Annotated in this window: 11 protein-coding genes; 2 read left to right on the plus strand and 9 right to left on the minus strand. The window is 41.3% G+C overall.

Features of this window, described 5'->3' with window-relative positions; translation table 11 throughout:
* Positions 1-34 precede the first annotated feature (34 nt).
* Both ABLV17_RS16490 and ABLV17_RS16495 read left to right on the plus strand, forming a co-directional pair.
* Positions 35-2,449: an Ig-like domain-containing protein gene (locus ABLV17_RS16490; RefSeq protein ID WP_348854449.1), complete on the plus strand. Its 2,415-nt coding sequence runs from the start codon at positions 35-37 to the stop codon at positions 2,447-2,449.
* A gap of 137 nt (positions 2,450-2,586) precedes the next feature.
* Positions 2,587-4,989, plus strand: coding sequence for an Ig-like domain-containing protein (locus ABLV17_RS16495; protein WP_348854450.1), 2,403 nt, complete (start codon positions 2,587-2,589; stop codon positions 4,987-4,989).
* A gap of 306 nt (positions 4,990-5,295) precedes the next feature.
* Here the strand turns inward: ABLV17_RS16495 and ABLV17_RS16500 are convergent, their stop codons facing one another.
* The 9 genes from ABLV17_RS16500 to ABLV17_RS16540 form a co-directional block, all read right to left on the minus strand.
* Positions 5,296-6,318: a hypothetical protein gene (locus ABLV17_RS16500; RefSeq protein WP_348854451.1), complete on the minus strand. Its 1,023-nt coding sequence runs from the start codon at positions 6,316-6,318 to the stop codon at positions 5,296-5,298.
* 527 nt (positions 6,319-6,845) lie between these two features.
* Positions 6,846-7,856, minus strand: coding sequence for a ParB family protein (locus tag ABLV17_RS16505; protein ID WP_348854452.1), 1,011 nt, complete (start codon positions 7,854-7,856; stop codon positions 6,846-6,848).
* The gene (locus ABLV17_RS16510) at positions 7,856-9,103 is read right to left on the minus strand and encodes a ParA family protein (RefSeq protein WP_348854453.1); all 1,248 of its coding nucleotides are present in this window, start codon (positions 9,101-9,103) and stop codon (positions 7,856-7,858) included. Before ABLV17_RS16510 ends, ABLV17_RS16505 begins: the two co-directional genes overlap by 1 nt.
* Before the next feature lie 2,444 nt (positions 9,104-11,547).
* Positions 11,548-13,986 (minus strand): Ig-like domain-containing protein, encoded by a 2,439-nt coding sequence (locus ABLV17_RS16515; protein ID WP_348854454.1) that lies wholly within the window; start codon positions 13,984-13,986, stop codon positions 11,548-11,550.
* A 160-nt stretch (positions 13,987-14,146) separates the two neighbouring features.
* Positions 14,147-14,605 (minus strand): YuiA family protein, encoded by a 459-nt coding sequence (locus ABLV17_RS16520; RefSeq protein WP_348854455.1) that lies wholly within the window; start codon positions 14,603-14,605, stop codon positions 14,147-14,149.
* Positions 14,606-14,862: 257 nt separating this feature from the next.
* Positions 14,863-14,991, minus strand: a complete 129-nt coding sequence (locus ABLV17_RS16525) for a hypothetical protein (RefSeq protein ID WP_255299947.1) — start codon at positions 14,989-14,991, stop codon at positions 14,863-14,865.
* Positions 14,992-15,032: 41 nt separating this feature from the next.
* Positions 15,033-16,223, minus strand: coding sequence for a DNA-binding protein (locus ABLV17_RS16530; RefSeq protein ID WP_348854456.1), 1,191 nt, complete (start codon positions 16,221-16,223; stop codon positions 15,033-15,035).
* 127 nt (positions 16,224-16,350) lie between these two features.
* Complete coding sequence (locus ABLV17_RS16535; RefSeq protein WP_348854457.1) at positions 16,351-17,118, minus strand: hypothetical protein; 768 nt, start codon at positions 17,116-17,118, stop codon at positions 16,351-16,353.
* A gap of 22 nt (positions 17,119-17,140) precedes the next feature.
* Entirely contained in the window at positions 17,141-17,848 is a 708-nt protein-coding gene (locus ABLV17_RS16540) for a hypothetical protein (RefSeq protein WP_052544821.1), read from the minus strand.
* Positions 17,849-17,985 lie beyond the last annotated feature (137 nt).

Consider the following 17,985-nt stretch of genomic DNA (forward strand, 5'->3'; position numbering starts at 1 on the left):
ACTATTTTTTCAAGTTTGCCCGGAAAGATTTGATATGAAAACCAAGATAAAAATGCTGACAACTTTTATTCTCATGACCCTTTCTTTCTCATCGTATTCGAGGGTCTATGAATACACTATAAAAGATATATACGGTATAAATAAATCTGTCAGTGCTGAGTTTGGCAAACTGAACACAAACGATAAAATTCAAATAAGTTTGATTTCAGGTCTCGACAGAAAAATTCGGGTAACGGTGAAGAAAAATGGAGAAGCTGTCTACAGTTCGACCACTGAAAGCATCAATGTAGAAGACCGTATTAAATCATCAAGTGGCGAGGAGTTCTATGGGAAAAAATTGACTCTCCCTCCGTTGAGTGATGGCCTGTACACAATCACATCCGAAATTCTTAACACTCAAGGCACTACCGTTGACTCGACTGAACAGTCCTTCCTTATTGATACAGCTGGACCATCGGCAGATAACCTGAGAATTGATCAACGCCCCGGTTATGACATGGTGCTGACAGGCGATTTGTGGGAACTTGGACAAGGTGCTGACGCAAAACTTTACCTGAACGTGAAAAACGTAAAAGCCGCTGCCGGTTTTGATAAAGCGACTATTCAAGTTATCAATCCCGACAATACTGTTCACTCCATATCCGATATGGTTTACGACAGTGGCTCATCGTCGCTATCTGTTGCATGGACCCAAGGAGGAGCGGTTAAATCATCCTGGATGCCTGTTTCGAATGCCGATGTGGAATACCGCTTTCGTGTGACTCTCTATGATAGAGCTGGCTCCCGCACAGTTCTACCTGATCAGCGATTCCTTTTTGACTCTGACTTAGGGGAATATACCTTATTCGCCGTATATGACCCCGAAGCAACATCAAGTGTCGTTCCCGGTTTTAGCAAAGGGTATGTTGAATACAAAGCTGGTATGACCGTGAACCAGAACCCTATCACGATTGTTTATCGTATACCTTCAACAAACCGGAGAGAATATCGTAAGTCTGGTTTGAAGTTCGGTCAGATTATCTCTGAGGCAAATGGATATAGCTATGTTTCAGTAACAACCCCCTATCAAACTCAGGTCGTCATCCACAACGGGTACCGCTGGGGGGGAGCATACGTCACGTACAATATTAAATTGGGGCCCGATGCATCGCCAAGCCCATCAACTCCTAATGTCTGGCTGACCTCCGATAAGGCAGGCACGGTAAATGCTTTCCATTATTTATGGAAAACCTCTGACTTACCCGTCAAATTCCTTACTGCAACTGCACGTTCTACAGCTCGTAGTTATATTCAACAAGTCATAGCCACATCCAATTCAGTTAGCTCGAAGGTTTGTAATATTCCCGTAGGTGAGACTGAATGCACCGGAACTGTAGGCTGGAGTATACCAAAAAGTGGCAATGGGACAGTTACCTACAACTTCAGGACCACTAATCTAGATATGAGCCTGACTTCCGGAAATACAGAGAGGCGAAACCACTGGAATACAGATTTACTTCCAAGAATAACCGGTTATGACTACCAAGAGGATAAGAAAACCGTACTTTTGTTTGTTACTCAGCCGGGTAATGGGAAATTTGGAGACCAGCTTCTTCTTAAATCTGCAAGTATTCTGGACAAAGGTACAAATACAGTTGTACTCACAGGCACACGCACGGCCCTAGCGGGTGAAGATTACACCTATACGTTTGATCTGAGTAAGCTGGCGGAAGGAAGATACAATTTAGGCTTCCTTGCAAAAGACACTTTCGAAAATGAGGCAACATCTCCATTCATCACGCTCGTGCATGATATGACGCCTCCTGAAATCAGCTTTAACTACGAAAATGCCCCGCTCCCTTCCGGTACCACAGTCTACGGACTGGAAAATATCGCCGTTAACCTTAACGATGCGCTGACTAAGCCAGTTCTTGACCGCCTGGAACTCAAAGGGGGACCGGCATCTGATAGCGTGGTCCTCGGCTTTAACCTGAATGCTGACGGGAGCTATACTCCTGATTACCCAAGGTTGTTCCCAACTCTGGATGCATCGACGGATAAATACACTCTCACTGCATATGCCACAGATGCTAAAGGGAATACGTCCCAGAAAAGCATTCAGTTCGCCTACTACCCGAAAAATCTCGTGACGCTTGAAAAGCTGAAAACGCTAGGCGTGGTAAAAGCGCTCAAATCTAGTGATAACACACCGCTGGCCGTTATGCGTACCGGTCAGCTGCGCCGTAACGATGGCTCTCTGGCCCAAGGTATACAGACGGCCAATATCACGGTCAGAAGCGATGCTGAATATGCCATCAACATTCTGGGGACGGTGATCCAACCAGGGGAAACCAAAGAAATACAGCTAGACCTCGGAACTGGCGCAAATTCTACAGTACCGATTTTTCCGGCAGTTAACGGTACTACAGGACAAAGTAACTTCATCATCGAGTTCCCACAACTTAACTAACTATCGACGGCCACCGCCTCTGCAACAGGGGGCTGGTGGTGTTCCTTGCCATATGGCTTTGTTAAAACCATGCAATCAGAAAAGAAAGTAACTTTCGCCAAGGCATAACCTTCTGTAATTCTCTGGACTAATTTGATATGAAAATTAAAATTAATTTACTGACTACGCTAATACTGACTACCCTTTCACTCCCTTCATATGCTCGTGTCTATGAATATGAGATCAAAGATATCTACGGAACGGATAAGTCAATCAGCGCGGATTCTGGTGTTCTTAATACCAACGAAAAAATTCAAGTAAAGCTCATATCCGGCCTAGACAGAAAAATTCAGGTAACGGTAAAGAAAGACAATGTTGGTGTATATAGTTTCACTACGGATAGCGTGACGGTCAATGACCGTATCAAGGCTTCTACAGGTGAAGAGTTTTACGGAAAAACACTGATACTTCCCCCGCTGAGTGACGGTAGTTATGTCATAACCTCTGATATCCTGAATACTCAAAACACGGTTGTCGACAGTACCTCTCACAATTTTATTATCGATACTGTAGGCCCTTCATCAGATAACCTGAGCATAGACCAAAATCCCGGATACGATATGGTGTTAACCGGCGAACGTTGGGAACTGGGTCAGGGGGCTGAAGCAAAGCTTTACTTGAATGTTAATAATGTCAAAGCTGCAACTGGTTTTGATAAAGCGACAATTCAGGTGATTAAACCTGATGACACGGTCTATTCCATTACCGATATGGTGTATGACAGTGGGTCAGCATCCCTTTCTGTACCGTGGACAAAAGGGAATATGAGTCGGTCATCATGGATGCCTGTATCAAACGCTGATGTGGAATATCGCTTCCGTGTGACGCTCTATGATAAAGCGGGAAACCGTAAAGTTTTGCCAGACCAGAAGTTCATTTTTGACTCTGACCTTGGCGAATACACCTTGTTTGCTGTTTATGACCCAACTTCGAAAACGAGCGTGGTTCCAGGCTTTAGTGAAGGTTACATAGCATATAAGCCGGGAATGACCGTAAACCAGAACCCTTTGACACTGGTGTACCGGGTGCCATCGAATAACCGCAGGGAATACAATAAGGCTGGTTTAAAATTCGGAACGATTATTTCCGAAGCGAATGGCTACAGCTATGTATCAGCTAAGACCGCCTATAAAGTCACGTACACCATCCACAACGGATATCAATGGGGTGGCGGCTCACTCTCATATGATATCAATTTAGGCAGTGAGGCTCCAGTCAGCCCGGCAGCACCAGGAGCATGGTTAAGATCGGATAAGCAAGGAGAAATGAATTCAGGAAGCTATCTTTGGAATACCAAAGATTTGCCCGTTAAATTCAGCTCCGTAAGGATAACCGCGTCTCCACGAAATTATGATCAGAGGGCGATGAGTGGAAATACAGAGATTTGTCAGGTACCGGCTGGTGAGACAGAGTGCATCGGTGCGGTATCCTGGTCTATTCCAAAATCAGGTAATGGTATTACGACCTACTCATTCAGATTGACAGATATGGATAAAACATTTTCATCAGTCAGTATAGAAAAAAGACACCACTGGAACACTGATCTGCTACCCAGAATAACTGGATATAGTTACCAGGAAGAAAACAAAACCGTACTGTTATTTGTAACGCAACCTGAGCGCGGTAAGTTCCGAGATCTGTTACAACTCAAATCAGCAGTTCTGGTGGATTCCGAAACCGGCGGTCAATTGCTGACAGGAACCCAGACTTCCCTTGCTGGAGAGGATTACACATATAGTTTTGATCTGAGCAAACTTGCCGAAGGGAAATATAATCTGGGCTTCCAGGCAAAGGACACCTTTAACAATGAAACATCGTCGCCATTCATTGACCTGATTAACGACAAGACGCCTCCGGTGGTTAATTTTAACTATGAAAATACGAGCCTCTCCCCGGGAGCCATCGTTTACGGGCTTGAGAACATCAGCATAACGCTAAATGATGCGTTAACCGCACCGAGCCTTGTTCGGCTTGAGCTTAAAGGCGGACCGGCATCGGACAGCGTTATCTTAGGTTTTAACCAGAATAAGGACGGTAGTTATACCCCTGATTACCCTCGTCTCTTCCCTAGCCTGGATTCAGATACGGACAAATATACACTGACCGCGTTTGCTACCGACGCGAAAGGCAACACGACACAAAAAAGCATTCAGTTCGCTTACTACCCAAAAAACCTGGTTACCCTTGAGAAGCTGAAAACATTGGGCGTAGTGAAGGCACTCAAAACCAGTGATAACACACCGTTGGCCGTTATGCGTACCGGTCAGCTGCGCCGTAACGATGGCTCACTGGCGCAAGGCGTACAAACGGCCAATATCACGCTCAGGAAAGACGCAGATTATGCGATCAATATTCTTGGAAACGTTATTCAACCCGGTGAGACAAAAGAAATTCAGATAGACCTTGGGAACGGTGAAAACTCAACTGTCCCAATTTTTACAGCAGAAGATGGCTCTACCGGGGAAAGCAATTTTATTATCGAATTCCCACAAATCCAGTAGTAACGGAACAAATGGAATTTTTAATCTGTCCGACAGATGAGCCCTGATTAGGTTAATACCTGATTAGGGTCGTTTGCCCCAAATCATCACCACATAACAGAAAGTAACTTTCTATCATCGTTCATCGCCACATCAGGACGATGGATACCAGCTTTGCTGGGAGGTTTCCAGAAATGATCAGTGTCGTATTTCGACATGATCAGATCCGTTCATTTTTTTGAACCCCCCTCCCCCGTGAAAGGGATAAACGTTACTTTTGGCCGGAAATTGCCAGGGTTATTCGTGAGTAGGCTGGGCGCAGCCCTTTCAAGTCAGGCTTAAACCACGCATGGCAGATTCATATATACGAATGAGTTTTATGCACAACTTTTTAATATGGTTGTATGTATCGTCATTAACTGGAACTGAATTGAGTACATAATCAAGTAAAACGCATTCTTTCTCATAGATGACGACATAAAACGTATCTGAGCAACTTCCTCGTTCTAGGCTGAACTGATAAATTATTTCTTTAACCTGAAAATCAATTTTTCTTCCTGTTAGCCTCAAAGTTGACTTTGTATTATTGTTAATATAATCATTTTCATTATGAAACAAGCATTCCAAAGAAACTACGCTTTTATAACTGTCATATCTGTAGTTGTTGAAGGTAGTAAAGTATGCTGGAGATATTCTTAAATTTGATTTTTTCCCGTCCCAACTAATCCACCGGCTATGTGTGTTTTTATTGAATAATAATTTTTTTATTGCTTTGATTAAACCAGCATCTACCCCATGATTTGATTTGATCATGGAACGTAGGTGACTTTTAAGTATTGCCAAGTTTATTTCCGCAATGAATGCCTTGGAATCGTTGACGTCATACATTTTGTTTTCAATTACCTCATTGTGGTCAACGAAAACTAACCCCATACATTTCCCCTTAGAACTTGTCCATTTGAAATCCACGCTTTGGGAACCTATGAGATCATCATGTGAGATAATGACATTATGAGGGGCGAATATCTTATCTGGAGCTTGAATTACGCCCTTAGTAAAAATTGGACTAACAAAAATGCTAGATTCACTGCATAGGATGCTATGGGCTATATCTTTAATCGCTTCATTGAGATAGTTAACTTCGCATATGCTTATATCTTTTTCATCCGCCATAACGTGCTTAAAAAAATGTCTCTGTTTGAAGTTATCAGTTTCAATTTCATTTTGGTAGTAAATGCGACTTCCGCATTGTGTGCAATAAAAGATAATGTCAGAGGTTAACCGTGCATGGTGGGTATCGTATAACATGCCATTTCTGTCTTTAGCAAACAGCAAATATAAGTCTTCCATATCCTTCCTGTTCAGTTAATTGCAAACGAAAGCCCATATAATCCAAACCAGCTACCATTCCTAATCTTATCAGCATGAATATAAAAAATTCCCAAATAACACCCAAATTTATAGTGAAAAACAATTCACTAGGTGTAAAAGAAAGAACCCGCCTTTACTGGTGTTCAGAACGAGTTTAAGGGGGTTTTTTGGGGACGCGGGGCATCGGGAAACAGCTAACCCCCCTGTCCCTGACTGCGAACAACGGGGTTGTTTTACAACCTGCAGGGCATCAGTAAGCGACTGTGAATCCCGAGGCTGACTGGGAACAATGGGGTTGTCTTCATCCTGCAGGGCTACAGGAGACGACCGAGACTCCCGAAGCCAAACTGCGAACAACGGGGTTGTCTTATTCTTGCCAGGCAACAGTAAGCGAGCGGGATTTCTTAGGCCTAACTGCGAACAATGGGGTTGTATTTGGTGAGACCAAATGAGAAAGTCATGACCCCTGTTTAAAAGGGAAAGAGCCATGACTATACATATTAATTCTATTTTGCTTTGTTAATACTGACTTTAATTAAACGTTCTATCTCATTTATTGTTGATTGATTTATACGCTTAAACTCAAAACTCACCTTTTGACCGTCAGTACTTTTCTTAATCCTAGCGTAAGTATCCTTATCTTCAAATTCTGCAATATCTGACACTGTCCATTTAGAAGGTTTTTGTGCATCATTACAAAGAATACTAAGTACTGAAAGCAAACCTGTTAATATAGACTTCTGAACTTCCTCAATATCATTAATGTTGTTTATTTTATTGTCTTCTGCCCCAACTTCGGATGTTAGTTCCGTAAGAGGGATACTATTATTTTTGGCGGTTTTTTCAATTTTAGCCAATTTACTATAGTAAGTATTAGGTATCCCTTCACAATCGGGAAAAATTTTAATAAGTTCTTTGTCTACTTTAGCGGCCTGAATTCTTTTTCTTATCGATTCAATGCCAATGTTAAGATAGGAAGCAAGTTCATCATTGGTTTTGAACTTTTTATTCTCCATGATTTCAAGGTATTTCATACCCATTTCACGATATGAGAATCGCTTTGCTGTTTGTGCTGCATTTACAATACAAGCGGCATCTTCACGGCTAATTTCTTCATCGAATGTCCATAAAGGCAGGTCTGCAGAACATTTGATGCAGCAGTATCGACGGCGACTACCTTCAACCAGGTAATATTTACCATCCCGACATACAGCAATAGCTTCAGTCGTTACCCCACTTTCTTTAATTAGGGGAAGTATATCTCTTGTAGAAAGATCATCAACTGCCTCTTGATTTCGAGGGTTTAGCTCATGAACGAGCGTTTTATCAGATACTTCTGATCCTGGGACTACTACGTAGCGAGCTTCAACTTTGCGCCCATTCGCCAGAGTAAAGAGTCGCTTTTGCGTAGGGGGAGTTCTTAGAGGCGGAAGCCCGCTTTTTTGATCGACAACTGTACGTTTACCGTTTCCGGTTAAGTATTTGTCTTTGCTTGTACCGCGTTCAACTTCGCTCATTATTCACTGCCCTCCCTAACTGAGAAACTTTTAATCTCATTGATAAGTTGTTGATATACCGACTGAACTGACATTTCAGCTATATCATACTGCTTTGAAGAACAGAGCTCTTCTGATTTTTTGATATCGAGTACTGTTCGACCTTTTTCGGCAGCTGCTACAAAAGCTTCTGAGTGTTTAATGTTGGTAGTCATGAATCTATCACGTACTGTTCTTACCAGTTTATTTAAAGTACGAATTTCATGTTGGCTTCTATCATCAACATTCACAGCTAGTACATTTAGCCATTTAATGTTCTCACCCTTAGAAGGCAATTGTTCAAGTCGGTCAGAAATAGTAATCATATAGTTTGTAGTTGATGCAAAATCATATTCTCGTGGTGTAATCGGAACAAGTATTGCATCAGCAGCTTCATTTGTTGACCAAATGATTGGAGAGTCTTGTGGTGGAGTGTCAATAAATATAAGATCATATTTTTCTTTTAATACAGGTATAACAACATCGCGAAAACGAGTAAGCAGCTTGTGTCTTGTTTCTTTATCCAGACTCCAATATTTATCAGTAAATCGGTCATCAGTCGGGAACGCTGTTATTACATCCATGTTGGGAAGATGCGTAGAAAATGCCATCGTTCCAATAATCTCAGCTTCCGTGTATCCCTGCTTTATATATTGAGTGAAATCGTTATCTTCAATTTCGCTAAGCAAAACGTCAGTAATAGTTAGATATACACTATCTTCGCTAGTGGAATGGATCAGGTTATTTCCTAATGAACCTTGTGGGTCTAGGTCAATGACACATATTTTGGCATTTAGATAAAGATCCAAAGCAGCTGAGGTAGCGAGTGTTGCAGTTGTTGTACTTTTACCGGTTCCACCTTTATGGTTTTCAGTCACGATGACTCGCGGCAAATACATGTCACGGTATTGAGGTGTGCCCATTGCATCCATTATTTTTTGCACATCCCAACGGGTATACAGGTGACTCTTGTTTTGGAAAATAGGTTCACCAATTACATTTTTTTCATGCAGTTCGGAAAGAATTCTACTAAATGTATTTCTTGATTTACCAAAAAAATCAGAGAGAGTTTTTTTATTTAAACAGTGATTATAGATAAGACGGTCTAATCCATCGACTTGCTCATCTGAAACGTCAACTTGGCTCGACTCAAGGATAATCTCCTTAAGACTTGCTTGTTCGTTTTTCATTTTCATGCCGATCGCACGAATATCATTTAATATGCTCATAGTCTCTCCTTAGGTTAGTTTTTACATTATTAATGAGGATTGAGCACATTACAAGGTAAAAGTGCATTGCAATGCACTTTTACCACATTAAGCGCTCAAATCGAGATTTCGCGCACAAGTCATTTGTTTACTCTATGTAGCATAAAAACTGCAACATATTGATATACAATAAAAAAATGATTCAAAGTGAAAAAAAATCGATTTGGTGAATTCTATCGCTATCGGCCTATATCTACAGCTTACTTTTCAATATTCGTGTTACCCTTGCATTAACTAAGACGATGAAATCCGCCTCCCCTCCCCTCCCCTCCCCTTCTCTTATATCCACTGTTTACACCGATAGCTATGAACATCAGCAGCAGGAATTCTTGCTGCAAACATCGAGGTTGTCTTTGCCTTTGGTACTTCAGTAAGTGGATGGGTCTACCGGAATGTGGCTGCGAACAACGGGGTTGTTTTGTACCTGAGAGGCATCAGGAAACCAATGAGAGCCCAGTTGGATAGCTGCGAACAATGGGGTTGTTTTATTCCTGAGAGGCATCAGGAAGACATTGAGATCCCAGTGGATAGCCGCGAACAACGGGGTTGTTTTATTCCTGAGAGGCATCAGGAAGCCAATGAGAGCACAGTTGGATAGCTGCGAACAACGAGGTAGTTTTACACATCAGAGACATCAGGACGCGTAAGAGATCCTGATAGGTTTGTGCGAACAGTGGTGAAGTTTGAACCTGCCGGATATGAGGAATCTGCTGAGTTCCCCTGTTTGTGACTTCGACAACATAGCTGTTTTTGACCCACGAATTATCAGAAAGCCACAGAGATCCAAGTTAACTATCTGTGTACAAATGGGCTGCATTGTTGCTGACAGGTATCAAGATGAGTATGAGAACAAGGCTGAATATCTACAAGTTACGTGGTTGTATTTCTCCTGATAGGCATCAGGAAGCGTAAGAGAACCTAGTGGGCTACCTGCGAACAATGGGGTTGTTTTTATTCCTCAGAGGCATCAGGAAGCCAATGAGAGACTAGTTAGATAGCTGCGAACAATGGGGTTGTTTTGTTCCTGAGAGGCATCAGGAAGCCAATGAGAGCCCAGTTGGATGGCTGCGAACAACGGGTTGCTTTGTTCCTGAGAGGCATCATGACGCGTAAGAGAACCTGGTGGGCTACCTGCGAACAACGGGGTTGTTTATTACATGAAAGACATCAGGACGCGTAAGAGAACCTGATGGGTTTGTGCGAACAGTGGGGAAGTTTGAACCTGCCGGGTATGAGGAATCTGCTGAGTATCTATGTTCATGACTGCGACAACATAGTTGTTTTTGACCTGCAAATCAGCCGAAAACCGTAGAGATCAAAGTTTGCTATCTGCGTACAAAGAGGTTGCATTGTTGCTGCCAGGCATGAGTACGAATATGAGAACCAGGCCGACTATCTGCAAGCTACAGGGTTGTATTGCTCCTGATAGGCATCAGGACGCGTAAGAGAACCTTTTGGGGTAACTGCGAAAAACGGGGTTGTTTTGTTCCTGAGAGGCAAGAGGGATCCGATAAGACCCCAAAGTGTTTTCTGAGAACAACGGGGTTGTTTTTTACATGAGAGACATCAGGACGAATAAGAGAACCTGGTGGGTTTGTGCGAACAGTGGGGAAGTTTGAACCGGCCGGGTATGAGGAATCTGCTGAGTATCTATGTTCATGACTGCGACAACATAGTGGTTTTTGACCAGCGAATCATCAAAAAACCGCAGTGTTCAAAGTGGCTATCTTCGTACAAAGGGGTTGCATTGTTGCTGACAGACATCAGGACGATGTATGAGAACCAGGGCGACTATCTGCAAGCTACGGGGTTGTATTACTCCTGATAGGCATCAGGACGCGTAAGAGAACCTGTTGGGTAACTGTGAACTGCGAACAACGGGGTTGTTTTTAGTCATGCAAAGACCCTTGAAGCCTATCACGCTCACGAATCCGATCTGAGAAGAAGGGGGGTGAATTTATACCTGCGAGGCTACGGTAAGAGTATGAGGGCCCAGTGGGTTTCTGCGAACAACGGGGTTGTTTTCTTCCAGCAAGGTACTAGGAATCTGATGAGGCACCAGAATCAGCACTGCGAACAAGGGGGTTGCTTTGTTCCAGAGAGACATCAGAAAGCACCTGAGACTCCGGGGGATGCGAAATACAGGGTATTTTATTACCTATGAGGTAACATGATACAGCTAAGATATAAGTGTGAAGGCTGAGAGCGACGGAGTTATGTACGGTCTTCCGGGGAACAGAAATACGCTGACTTTCGATGCTATCGAAAGAAATCACGGGAATAGGGGAGGGGGAAAAGAAACAGAGAATAATAAGAGAAATGAAGTATTGTATGTGAAACGAATATACATCCTAACCTTTACCGGCAAAAGTTAGGGCCATCGAAAAGACTGGCCCTAAAAGAGTTTATTTCAATTGTGGGAACTCAACAATAAAACCAGCAGAGCCAACAATACCATTTGTACCAGGAAATATTGGAATTACGACATCATTTCCAACTGTGCCCAAATCAATTTGTATTTCTTTAGTTTCTCCAGGGTTAACGATGTTACTTATAATACTTAGAGGGAAAGAAGCATCAGAGCGTACTGTAACAAGAGCCGTCTGAATACCTTTTGCTAAAGACCCATCATTTCTTCTCAATTGACTGGCCTTTAACACCGCCAATGGTTCTCCCGTAGATAAAGAAAGGGCTTTATTGACTGCAAGGGTGTTTAACTGATCCAAAACAATCAGGTTTTTAGGGTAATATGCAAAGCGGATAGAGTTAGTACTCACATTTCCTGCACTGTCTTTAGCTTTCACTAGAAGTGTATATTTATCAGTGTTCGCATCTAGAGATGGGAATAAGCGAGGATATAATGGCGTGAAAGTACCATCAGAATTTTTCACGAAACCCAATTCTACATCATCAGAGGTAGGCCCACCCTGAAGAACCATCTGATATATTTCCGAGCTACTAAGCGCATCTATTACAGAGATAGATATGTTCTCAAGTCCATATACAGTGCTTTCAGTAAGAAGTGGCTTTCCTTCATAAGAAAAAGAAATTGAAGGGGGAGTATTGTCAACAACAAGAGATTGGAACGGAAGTTGAGATGTATTATTGAAAGTATCAGTAGCACTAAACGCAAGGTTATAGCTACCTTCGGGTATGCCTGATAAATCAAATGCATAGGTGTACTCTTCGCCCGACATGGCAACTTTTGTACCAGTAAGAAGTACTGCATTAGAAATTGTATCGAGTATCTCTACCTTTGAGAGCATTAAAACATCACGCCAGCTACCATTTCCAGGCTGAGAAACATAAACAAGCACAGACTTATTTTCTTTTTTATAATCGTAGCCCGTGATTTTTGGAATTAAATCTGTATTCCAAATACTACGAATTTCAAATTGATTTGATGAAAGTGTCTTATCGGGATTTCGAACAATAAAATAGTGAGCTAAGTACCCATTACCTTTATTTATAGAATATGAAAATGGTCCCGTACAAGAAATTTCACCTTGGGGAATGGTGCAAACTTCATAACCTTGAGTAATATTATAAAACGACTGCACATAATCTCTTGGATCAACGATGACAGTAGCACTTTGATATTCACCAGGTAAATCCTTATTGGTGAATTTCATTGTACCAGCGGAAAAACTTCCAATTGTAGAAAAAGTAGTTGCGTAGGATTTAATAGAAGGAGATTTTGGAGCCGTTGAACTCAACTTAATGTTATAAGAAGAGTTACCACCTCCATACTGGTAACCGTTATGTATAGTAAATGACGTTCCAACCGGCGTGGATTGTTTAATATAAACGTAACCATTAACTTCTGTAAGCAGCGAACCGAAAGATAAACCAGCTTTATTATAAGCTCTATAATTTAGTTTGGGTATTTTATAGACAAGGGTGACAGGATTGGTATTAACAGTCATACCAGCAGTATATTTAATATAACCAGTAGCAATACCTGGAACTACACTTGTTGTTGAATTAGGATCAGCAACTGCAAATAGTTCATATTCCCCGGCCGAAGAATCAAAGAGAAATTTCTGATCGGGGACTTGAGTTATATTTCCCGCTTTATCATAGAGAAATGCCCTAAAGCGATACTCTACATCAGCATCAGAAACAGGCATCCAGGTAGCTTTGGCTATTGCACCCCCACCTTTGGTTATAGGGGCTGTAGCTGCTTTAGAACCCTCATCATACGTCATTTCATAACTTGATTGTGTAGAACCATCAGGTTTTAATATTTGAACTATAGCTTTATCAAAACCAGATAGATCATTGATATTCTTAATTGCAAGATTGATGGCAGATTCCTGTCCTTGCCCTAGTTCCCAACGCTGCCCAGTTACCACCATGTTATATCCTGGTATCCATGGTACTGAAAAGTTATCTGACGTAGGCCCTACAGTGTCTATTACAACAAGATGGCTTGTTGTTGAAACAACAGACGATTTTGAATCCAAAATGTCTGATTTTATGGTGTAACGGCCATCACTAATAGGAGGAATAGTAACTGTCTTCCCGTAAAAATAATTGCCGCTTGAGGAGGCAATTCGGTCATCAACAGTAATGATGCCGGTTGTTGTGCTAAAGACAGCATTGGTATCCGTATCGCGAAAAACGGATACGCGAATTTGTTGGTCTAAGCCACCAATGAGGAGGACATTAAAACTTCCATGTGGATTAAGATACGGCGCACTTTCAGAGACACTTTTTTGAGCCCCATGGATATCTGTGAACGTATACTCGTATACCCGGGCATTCGCAATGGATAGCATGCTTGCGGCAATTGAAAAGGTCATAACTAAAGCAGAATGATGTAAGAATTGTGGAAAACCCATAGGAAACCTTTTAATGTGAGAAGCCACGAAAGTTACTTTCAAAAGACGCTCATCGGTCTATACGTGAATAATATCATGCGAAATTTTTTGGATTTCGAGATAAGAGGGCAAAAGAAAAAAATGTCACAATCTAGTGATAGTGACATTTGAACTCTGGAGGTCAGTTGATTTCGGAGAGGATACGCTCTGCTACCGCAATTTGCTTACTGGAAAGATGACGGCCACTTTTAATGGTAAGTGTAAGACTTTTCAGGAATTGATTTTTGCTGCTTGATAACATGATTTTTTGCTCAAGTGCAGATAGATTATCAATTTGGTTCTTGCGCCAGGAATTTGAATTAACAACCTTTTGAGCAGCTGAATAATTCTTTTTAAAAAGCACCTGCAACGTGAAACACTCTTTGATCAAAGTACCCTGTTTGCCAGTGCCTTTACAGGAAGTACATGTACCTGAAGAGTTTGCATAACTGATGCGATGACGGCCGGAACCATGACAATATGTACATAAATAGTTTTTTTCGTACCGAGCGGAGCCATTGAATTCATGAATATTAAAAACAAGTTTATTATCAATTAACTGACCATCAACTGAAAACCATTGTTCATTTGAATGTTTCATTTAGAATCCCCCGCCTTGTTGTATATGACACCATTAAATCAAATAAAAACGCCCTGTATAGGCCCTATTTTTAATGATGTATGAGCAGGGGAGGAGGCAATTCTCATGTGTTTATCACAAACATTAAGAAATAACAGAAAATATATATTTACTAAGTGTTTATAAAAAACAACGCGGTTATGTATTTGAAATATATAGAATTATGGGGTGAGAGTATCACCCCATGATTTAAGATGAGAATAGGATTGCAACAGGCGTTAATTTTCTTCTGGATTAGCAATAGGAAAATTATTCATGATTACCGGAAGAACCGTGACTGCTAAAGGTTCACCATTTTCAGGAAACGGAGGTATTCCCTCCATCTCGTTATCTTTTAAATCTGACATAGCTCAATCCTCAAAAATTAAATTAATATGGGTAATTCACTTCATACAGCAGAATGCAAATTCAGTAACGAAAATTCGTTATTCTGATTGTTCGAAGTTGGTTCATTCAAAGGAGCATTGGAGGCCGGTGTTATATTGGTGTCATCAGTTGTAGATTGAGTAGACTGTGAAAGTTTACCCTTTGTGGTTTTGCGCTCAAGCTTGGTTTCATGATCACGAATAGAGGCATAAGCCTGCAAAATAAGCTCAACAAAATGCCTGTCGACCTCAATATTTATTTTTTCATTTTGACCAATTTGTTCAAGATCAATCTCCGTAGGAAGGGAGGCTCGTAATCTGTTTGAAACCTCTTTGATACTGGCCGCCAGGTTTTGAGATAGTTTTCGTGGGATCGGCTGAATGCCAATCGAAGATTTTGTAATCCGGACTGCTTTACGTGTACCGGTGGTTGCTTTAATGATGTCAGTTACATTAAGTGGAAGTGAACCAACTCCTGATAAATCAGGTGAGAGAACCTTAATCTTGTCATTAAGGTCTGAACGTATTTTTTCAAGGGCTTCGTGTTCGCCAAGATCACGGATCAATTCCAGACACAAAGTATACGAAATCACATCCTGGCTAATTAGTACTTTGAGCTCATCATTGATTGTTGCCAATGAAATGAGTTGACGTACGGCCATATCTGAAATGTTTTCACGTTTGGAAACTTGCTCCACAGACATTCCTGCTTCATTAACCAAACGACTATAGGCAATTCCGCGACCTACGGGGCATAAAAGAAGGGCTTTTGCACCATCCAAAGAGTGCCATTCCTGCTCAATATCATCACCTAGGAATTCACGTAACCGAATCAGTATAGGAAGACCTGTTTCCTTGAGAGCAAGTAAAGCTGCACGGGTACGGCAGTTTCCCTGACGTACACGAGGCCGACCGTCAACAATGACGACAGTGATAGGGTCGATATCTGCACCGTTGATGAATGCGTTTTTAAGGTTCTGAATGTGCGCCGCAGGTTTTGGAAGCTTGTAATATTCTTCCCCCAATCCCATCTCCCTGCAGTTCCAGTTAGGTACGAGCTCCAATGCCCTCGGATCAATCATGTAAGGCTGTCCATTCACAGCCTTATGGCAGATATCCGGGTTGGCATCACTAAATTCCCGTAAATTTCTGACCTGACGGCCGTGGCGTTCTGTTGTGATAAAAAAGGATGCAGATTGTTGGTTGTTATTCATTCTTCTACCTATGACCAGTTCAACTACAGAAGCATTACTTTACATTAATATGGTTTGAATTATTTTTGGCTTGCTGTAAGGATCAGCAATGCAGAACTATTTTTTTTAAAAGTAACTTTTCTAGGAATCACATAAGGTTTAACCCCTCAATGAAAACACTAACACCATGAATTTCAATGCTTTTTCTGGTTCTTGTGTAAGATATAACGCCATGGTGATTCAGTAGTTTCAAATCTGATATTGTTGCCGGTGCAATATCAGCGAGAATCAAACCTTCTTTTTTCAAAAGTAACTTTTGCAACAGGGTGTAAAGACTAGTCCGTTTTGAGAAAAACAAGGTTGATAAGACAATGGCTGTTCTGTTGCTTAGTACATGTAGTTGCGAGGCAGCGCGAGGGTTGATTGCTATATACCCTTTGCTGATTGTGCTTGTTTCAAACTCATGTCTTACCTCTGTAAACATAGCTATGGTCCGAACACAATTGTTGAGAACAATTTCTAACCTGAACTCAATCAAGAGCAATAGAAAATATGAGACATCGGAAAATGAATATTTGATTGCTCGTAATCCAATGGCCTGGCAAACACGTTCTGACTTTTCAATCAGTTCCACAACTACAAAATTAAAGTCAAACACATCTAACTCAACATTTTTCCTTACGTTCAAGTCAAGTAAGATAGCTAACCACAGAGGTTGAAATCGTGTATGCATGATAGGGCCTGATAATTTTATCGAATCAGGGCGAGAGCATTTCTTACCGTTAACCAAAAGTGCGCTGATGTCGCAGGACGCTATCTCTATCTTTGAATGATCCAAACTTAGGGAAGCCTTATGGTATTTCTTGAAAAATACCTGCAACACCTCGATTTCTTGAAGATTTTTATGACTATTCATATCCAAATTAGCCCTTAAATACTTAATAAGCATTATCTGACTGATTTACAGATGAGGAGCTTTTAACATCAGAAATTGAGAGTAATTTTACTTGTAAAATACTCATGTTATTGATCCAAAGCCTTTTGGTTGTATAGATCTTGGCATCGATGACATCACCTATTTTATACTGCGAAGGGTAGGTGTCATATAGAATGAAATGCCGGTGTTCAGGGGTTTCCATAAGGAGTGATGAAAATTTCTCTGTTGAGAATTTCCTCGTAAAAACGTCAATATGCTTCACGAAAAGAGTCACAGAAATAGTTACCCCAAGTTTTGCATTAAAAGGCATAACTAACCGACCGCCAGATGGTTTTGTTTTGTCGGCGGCAGGCAAAATATAACGATATTGGAGTCTTGTAGGAAAGTTACTTTTGTTAAGTGATGCATAGATAGATGAATAAAAGTCACCTTTATCTTGCTCCACGAATGCCAACCGTTCAACCAGATGTTTTTTCAAGCAAGTCTGCTCTACTGATTGATTGAAAGGTAGCTTCAGCCCGTGTAGTGCAGCCCATTCATAAACGGGATAAACTTTTTCAAGAGCCGGTGGTAATGACCCGATTCCAGAGCAGACCTGACAATTGATACCAGACCCTAAACAGTTGGGACATGGGCGATGTATATACATGTGACCATCAGAGTTAGGCTGATTATCTACTATGAAAATGTTATCTGTTGTGACCCACATAATTACCTCACCTGAAATATGTTCCAATCCTATCAGGAAAAATTTATCAGGTAAGGGGGTATTTTTTTTTCATTAGTTGATCGCTGAAAGGGACTATGGCGCTTAAAGCCGAACATCCCTTTAGAGGTTAAAACAAT

Origin of the sequence: Klebsiella sp. CN_Kp091 (genome assembly GCF_040065095.1) — a bacterium.
Taxonomy (GTDB): Bacteria; Pseudomonadota; Gammaproteobacteria; order Enterobacterales; family Enterobacteriaceae; genus Klebsiella; species Klebsiella aerogenes.

Excerpts from the sequence above, each read along its gene's own strand:
- ABLV17_RS16490 (WP_348854449.1), top strand. The coding sequence starts at position 35 with ATGAAAACCAAGATAAAAATGCTGACAACTTTTATTCTCATGACCCTT.
- ABLV17_RS16495 (WP_348854450.1), top strand. The coding sequence starts at position 2,587 with ATGAAAATTAAAATTAATTTACTGACTACGCTAATACTGACTACCCTT.
- ABLV17_RS16500 (WP_348854451.1), bottom strand. The coding sequence starts at position 6,318 with ATGGAAGACTTATATTTGCTGTTTGCTAAAGACAGAAATGGCATGTTA.
- ABLV17_RS16505 (WP_348854452.1), bottom strand. The coding sequence starts at position 7,856 with ATGAGCGAAGTTGAACGCGGTACAAGCAAAGACAAATACTTAACCGGA.
- ABLV17_RS16510 (WP_348854453.1), bottom strand. The coding sequence starts at position 9,103 with ATGAGCATATTAAATGATATTCGTGCGATCGGCATGAAAATGAAAAAC.
- ABLV17_RS16515 (WP_348854454.1), bottom strand. The coding sequence starts at position 13,986 with ATGGGTTTTCCACAATTCTTACATCATTCTGCTTTAGTTATGACCTTT.
- ABLV17_RS16520 (WP_348854455.1), bottom strand. The coding sequence starts at position 14,605 with ATGAAACATTCAAATGAACAATGGTTTTCAGTTGATGGTCAGTTAATT.
- ABLV17_RS16525 (WP_255299947.1), bottom strand. The coding sequence starts at position 14,991 with ATGTCAGATTTAAAAGATAACGAGATGGAGGGAATACCTCCGTTTCCT.
- ABLV17_RS16530 (WP_348854456.1), bottom strand. The coding sequence starts at position 16,223 with ATGAATAACAACCAACAATCTGCATCCTTTTTTATCACAACAGAACGC.
- ABLV17_RS16535 (WP_348854457.1), bottom strand. The coding sequence starts at position 17,118 with ATGAATAGTCATAAAAATCTTCAAGAAATCGAGGTGTTGCAGGTATTT.
- ABLV17_RS16540 (WP_052544821.1), bottom strand. The coding sequence starts at position 17,848 with ATGTGGGTCACAACAGATAACATTTTCATAGTAGATAATCAGCCTAAC.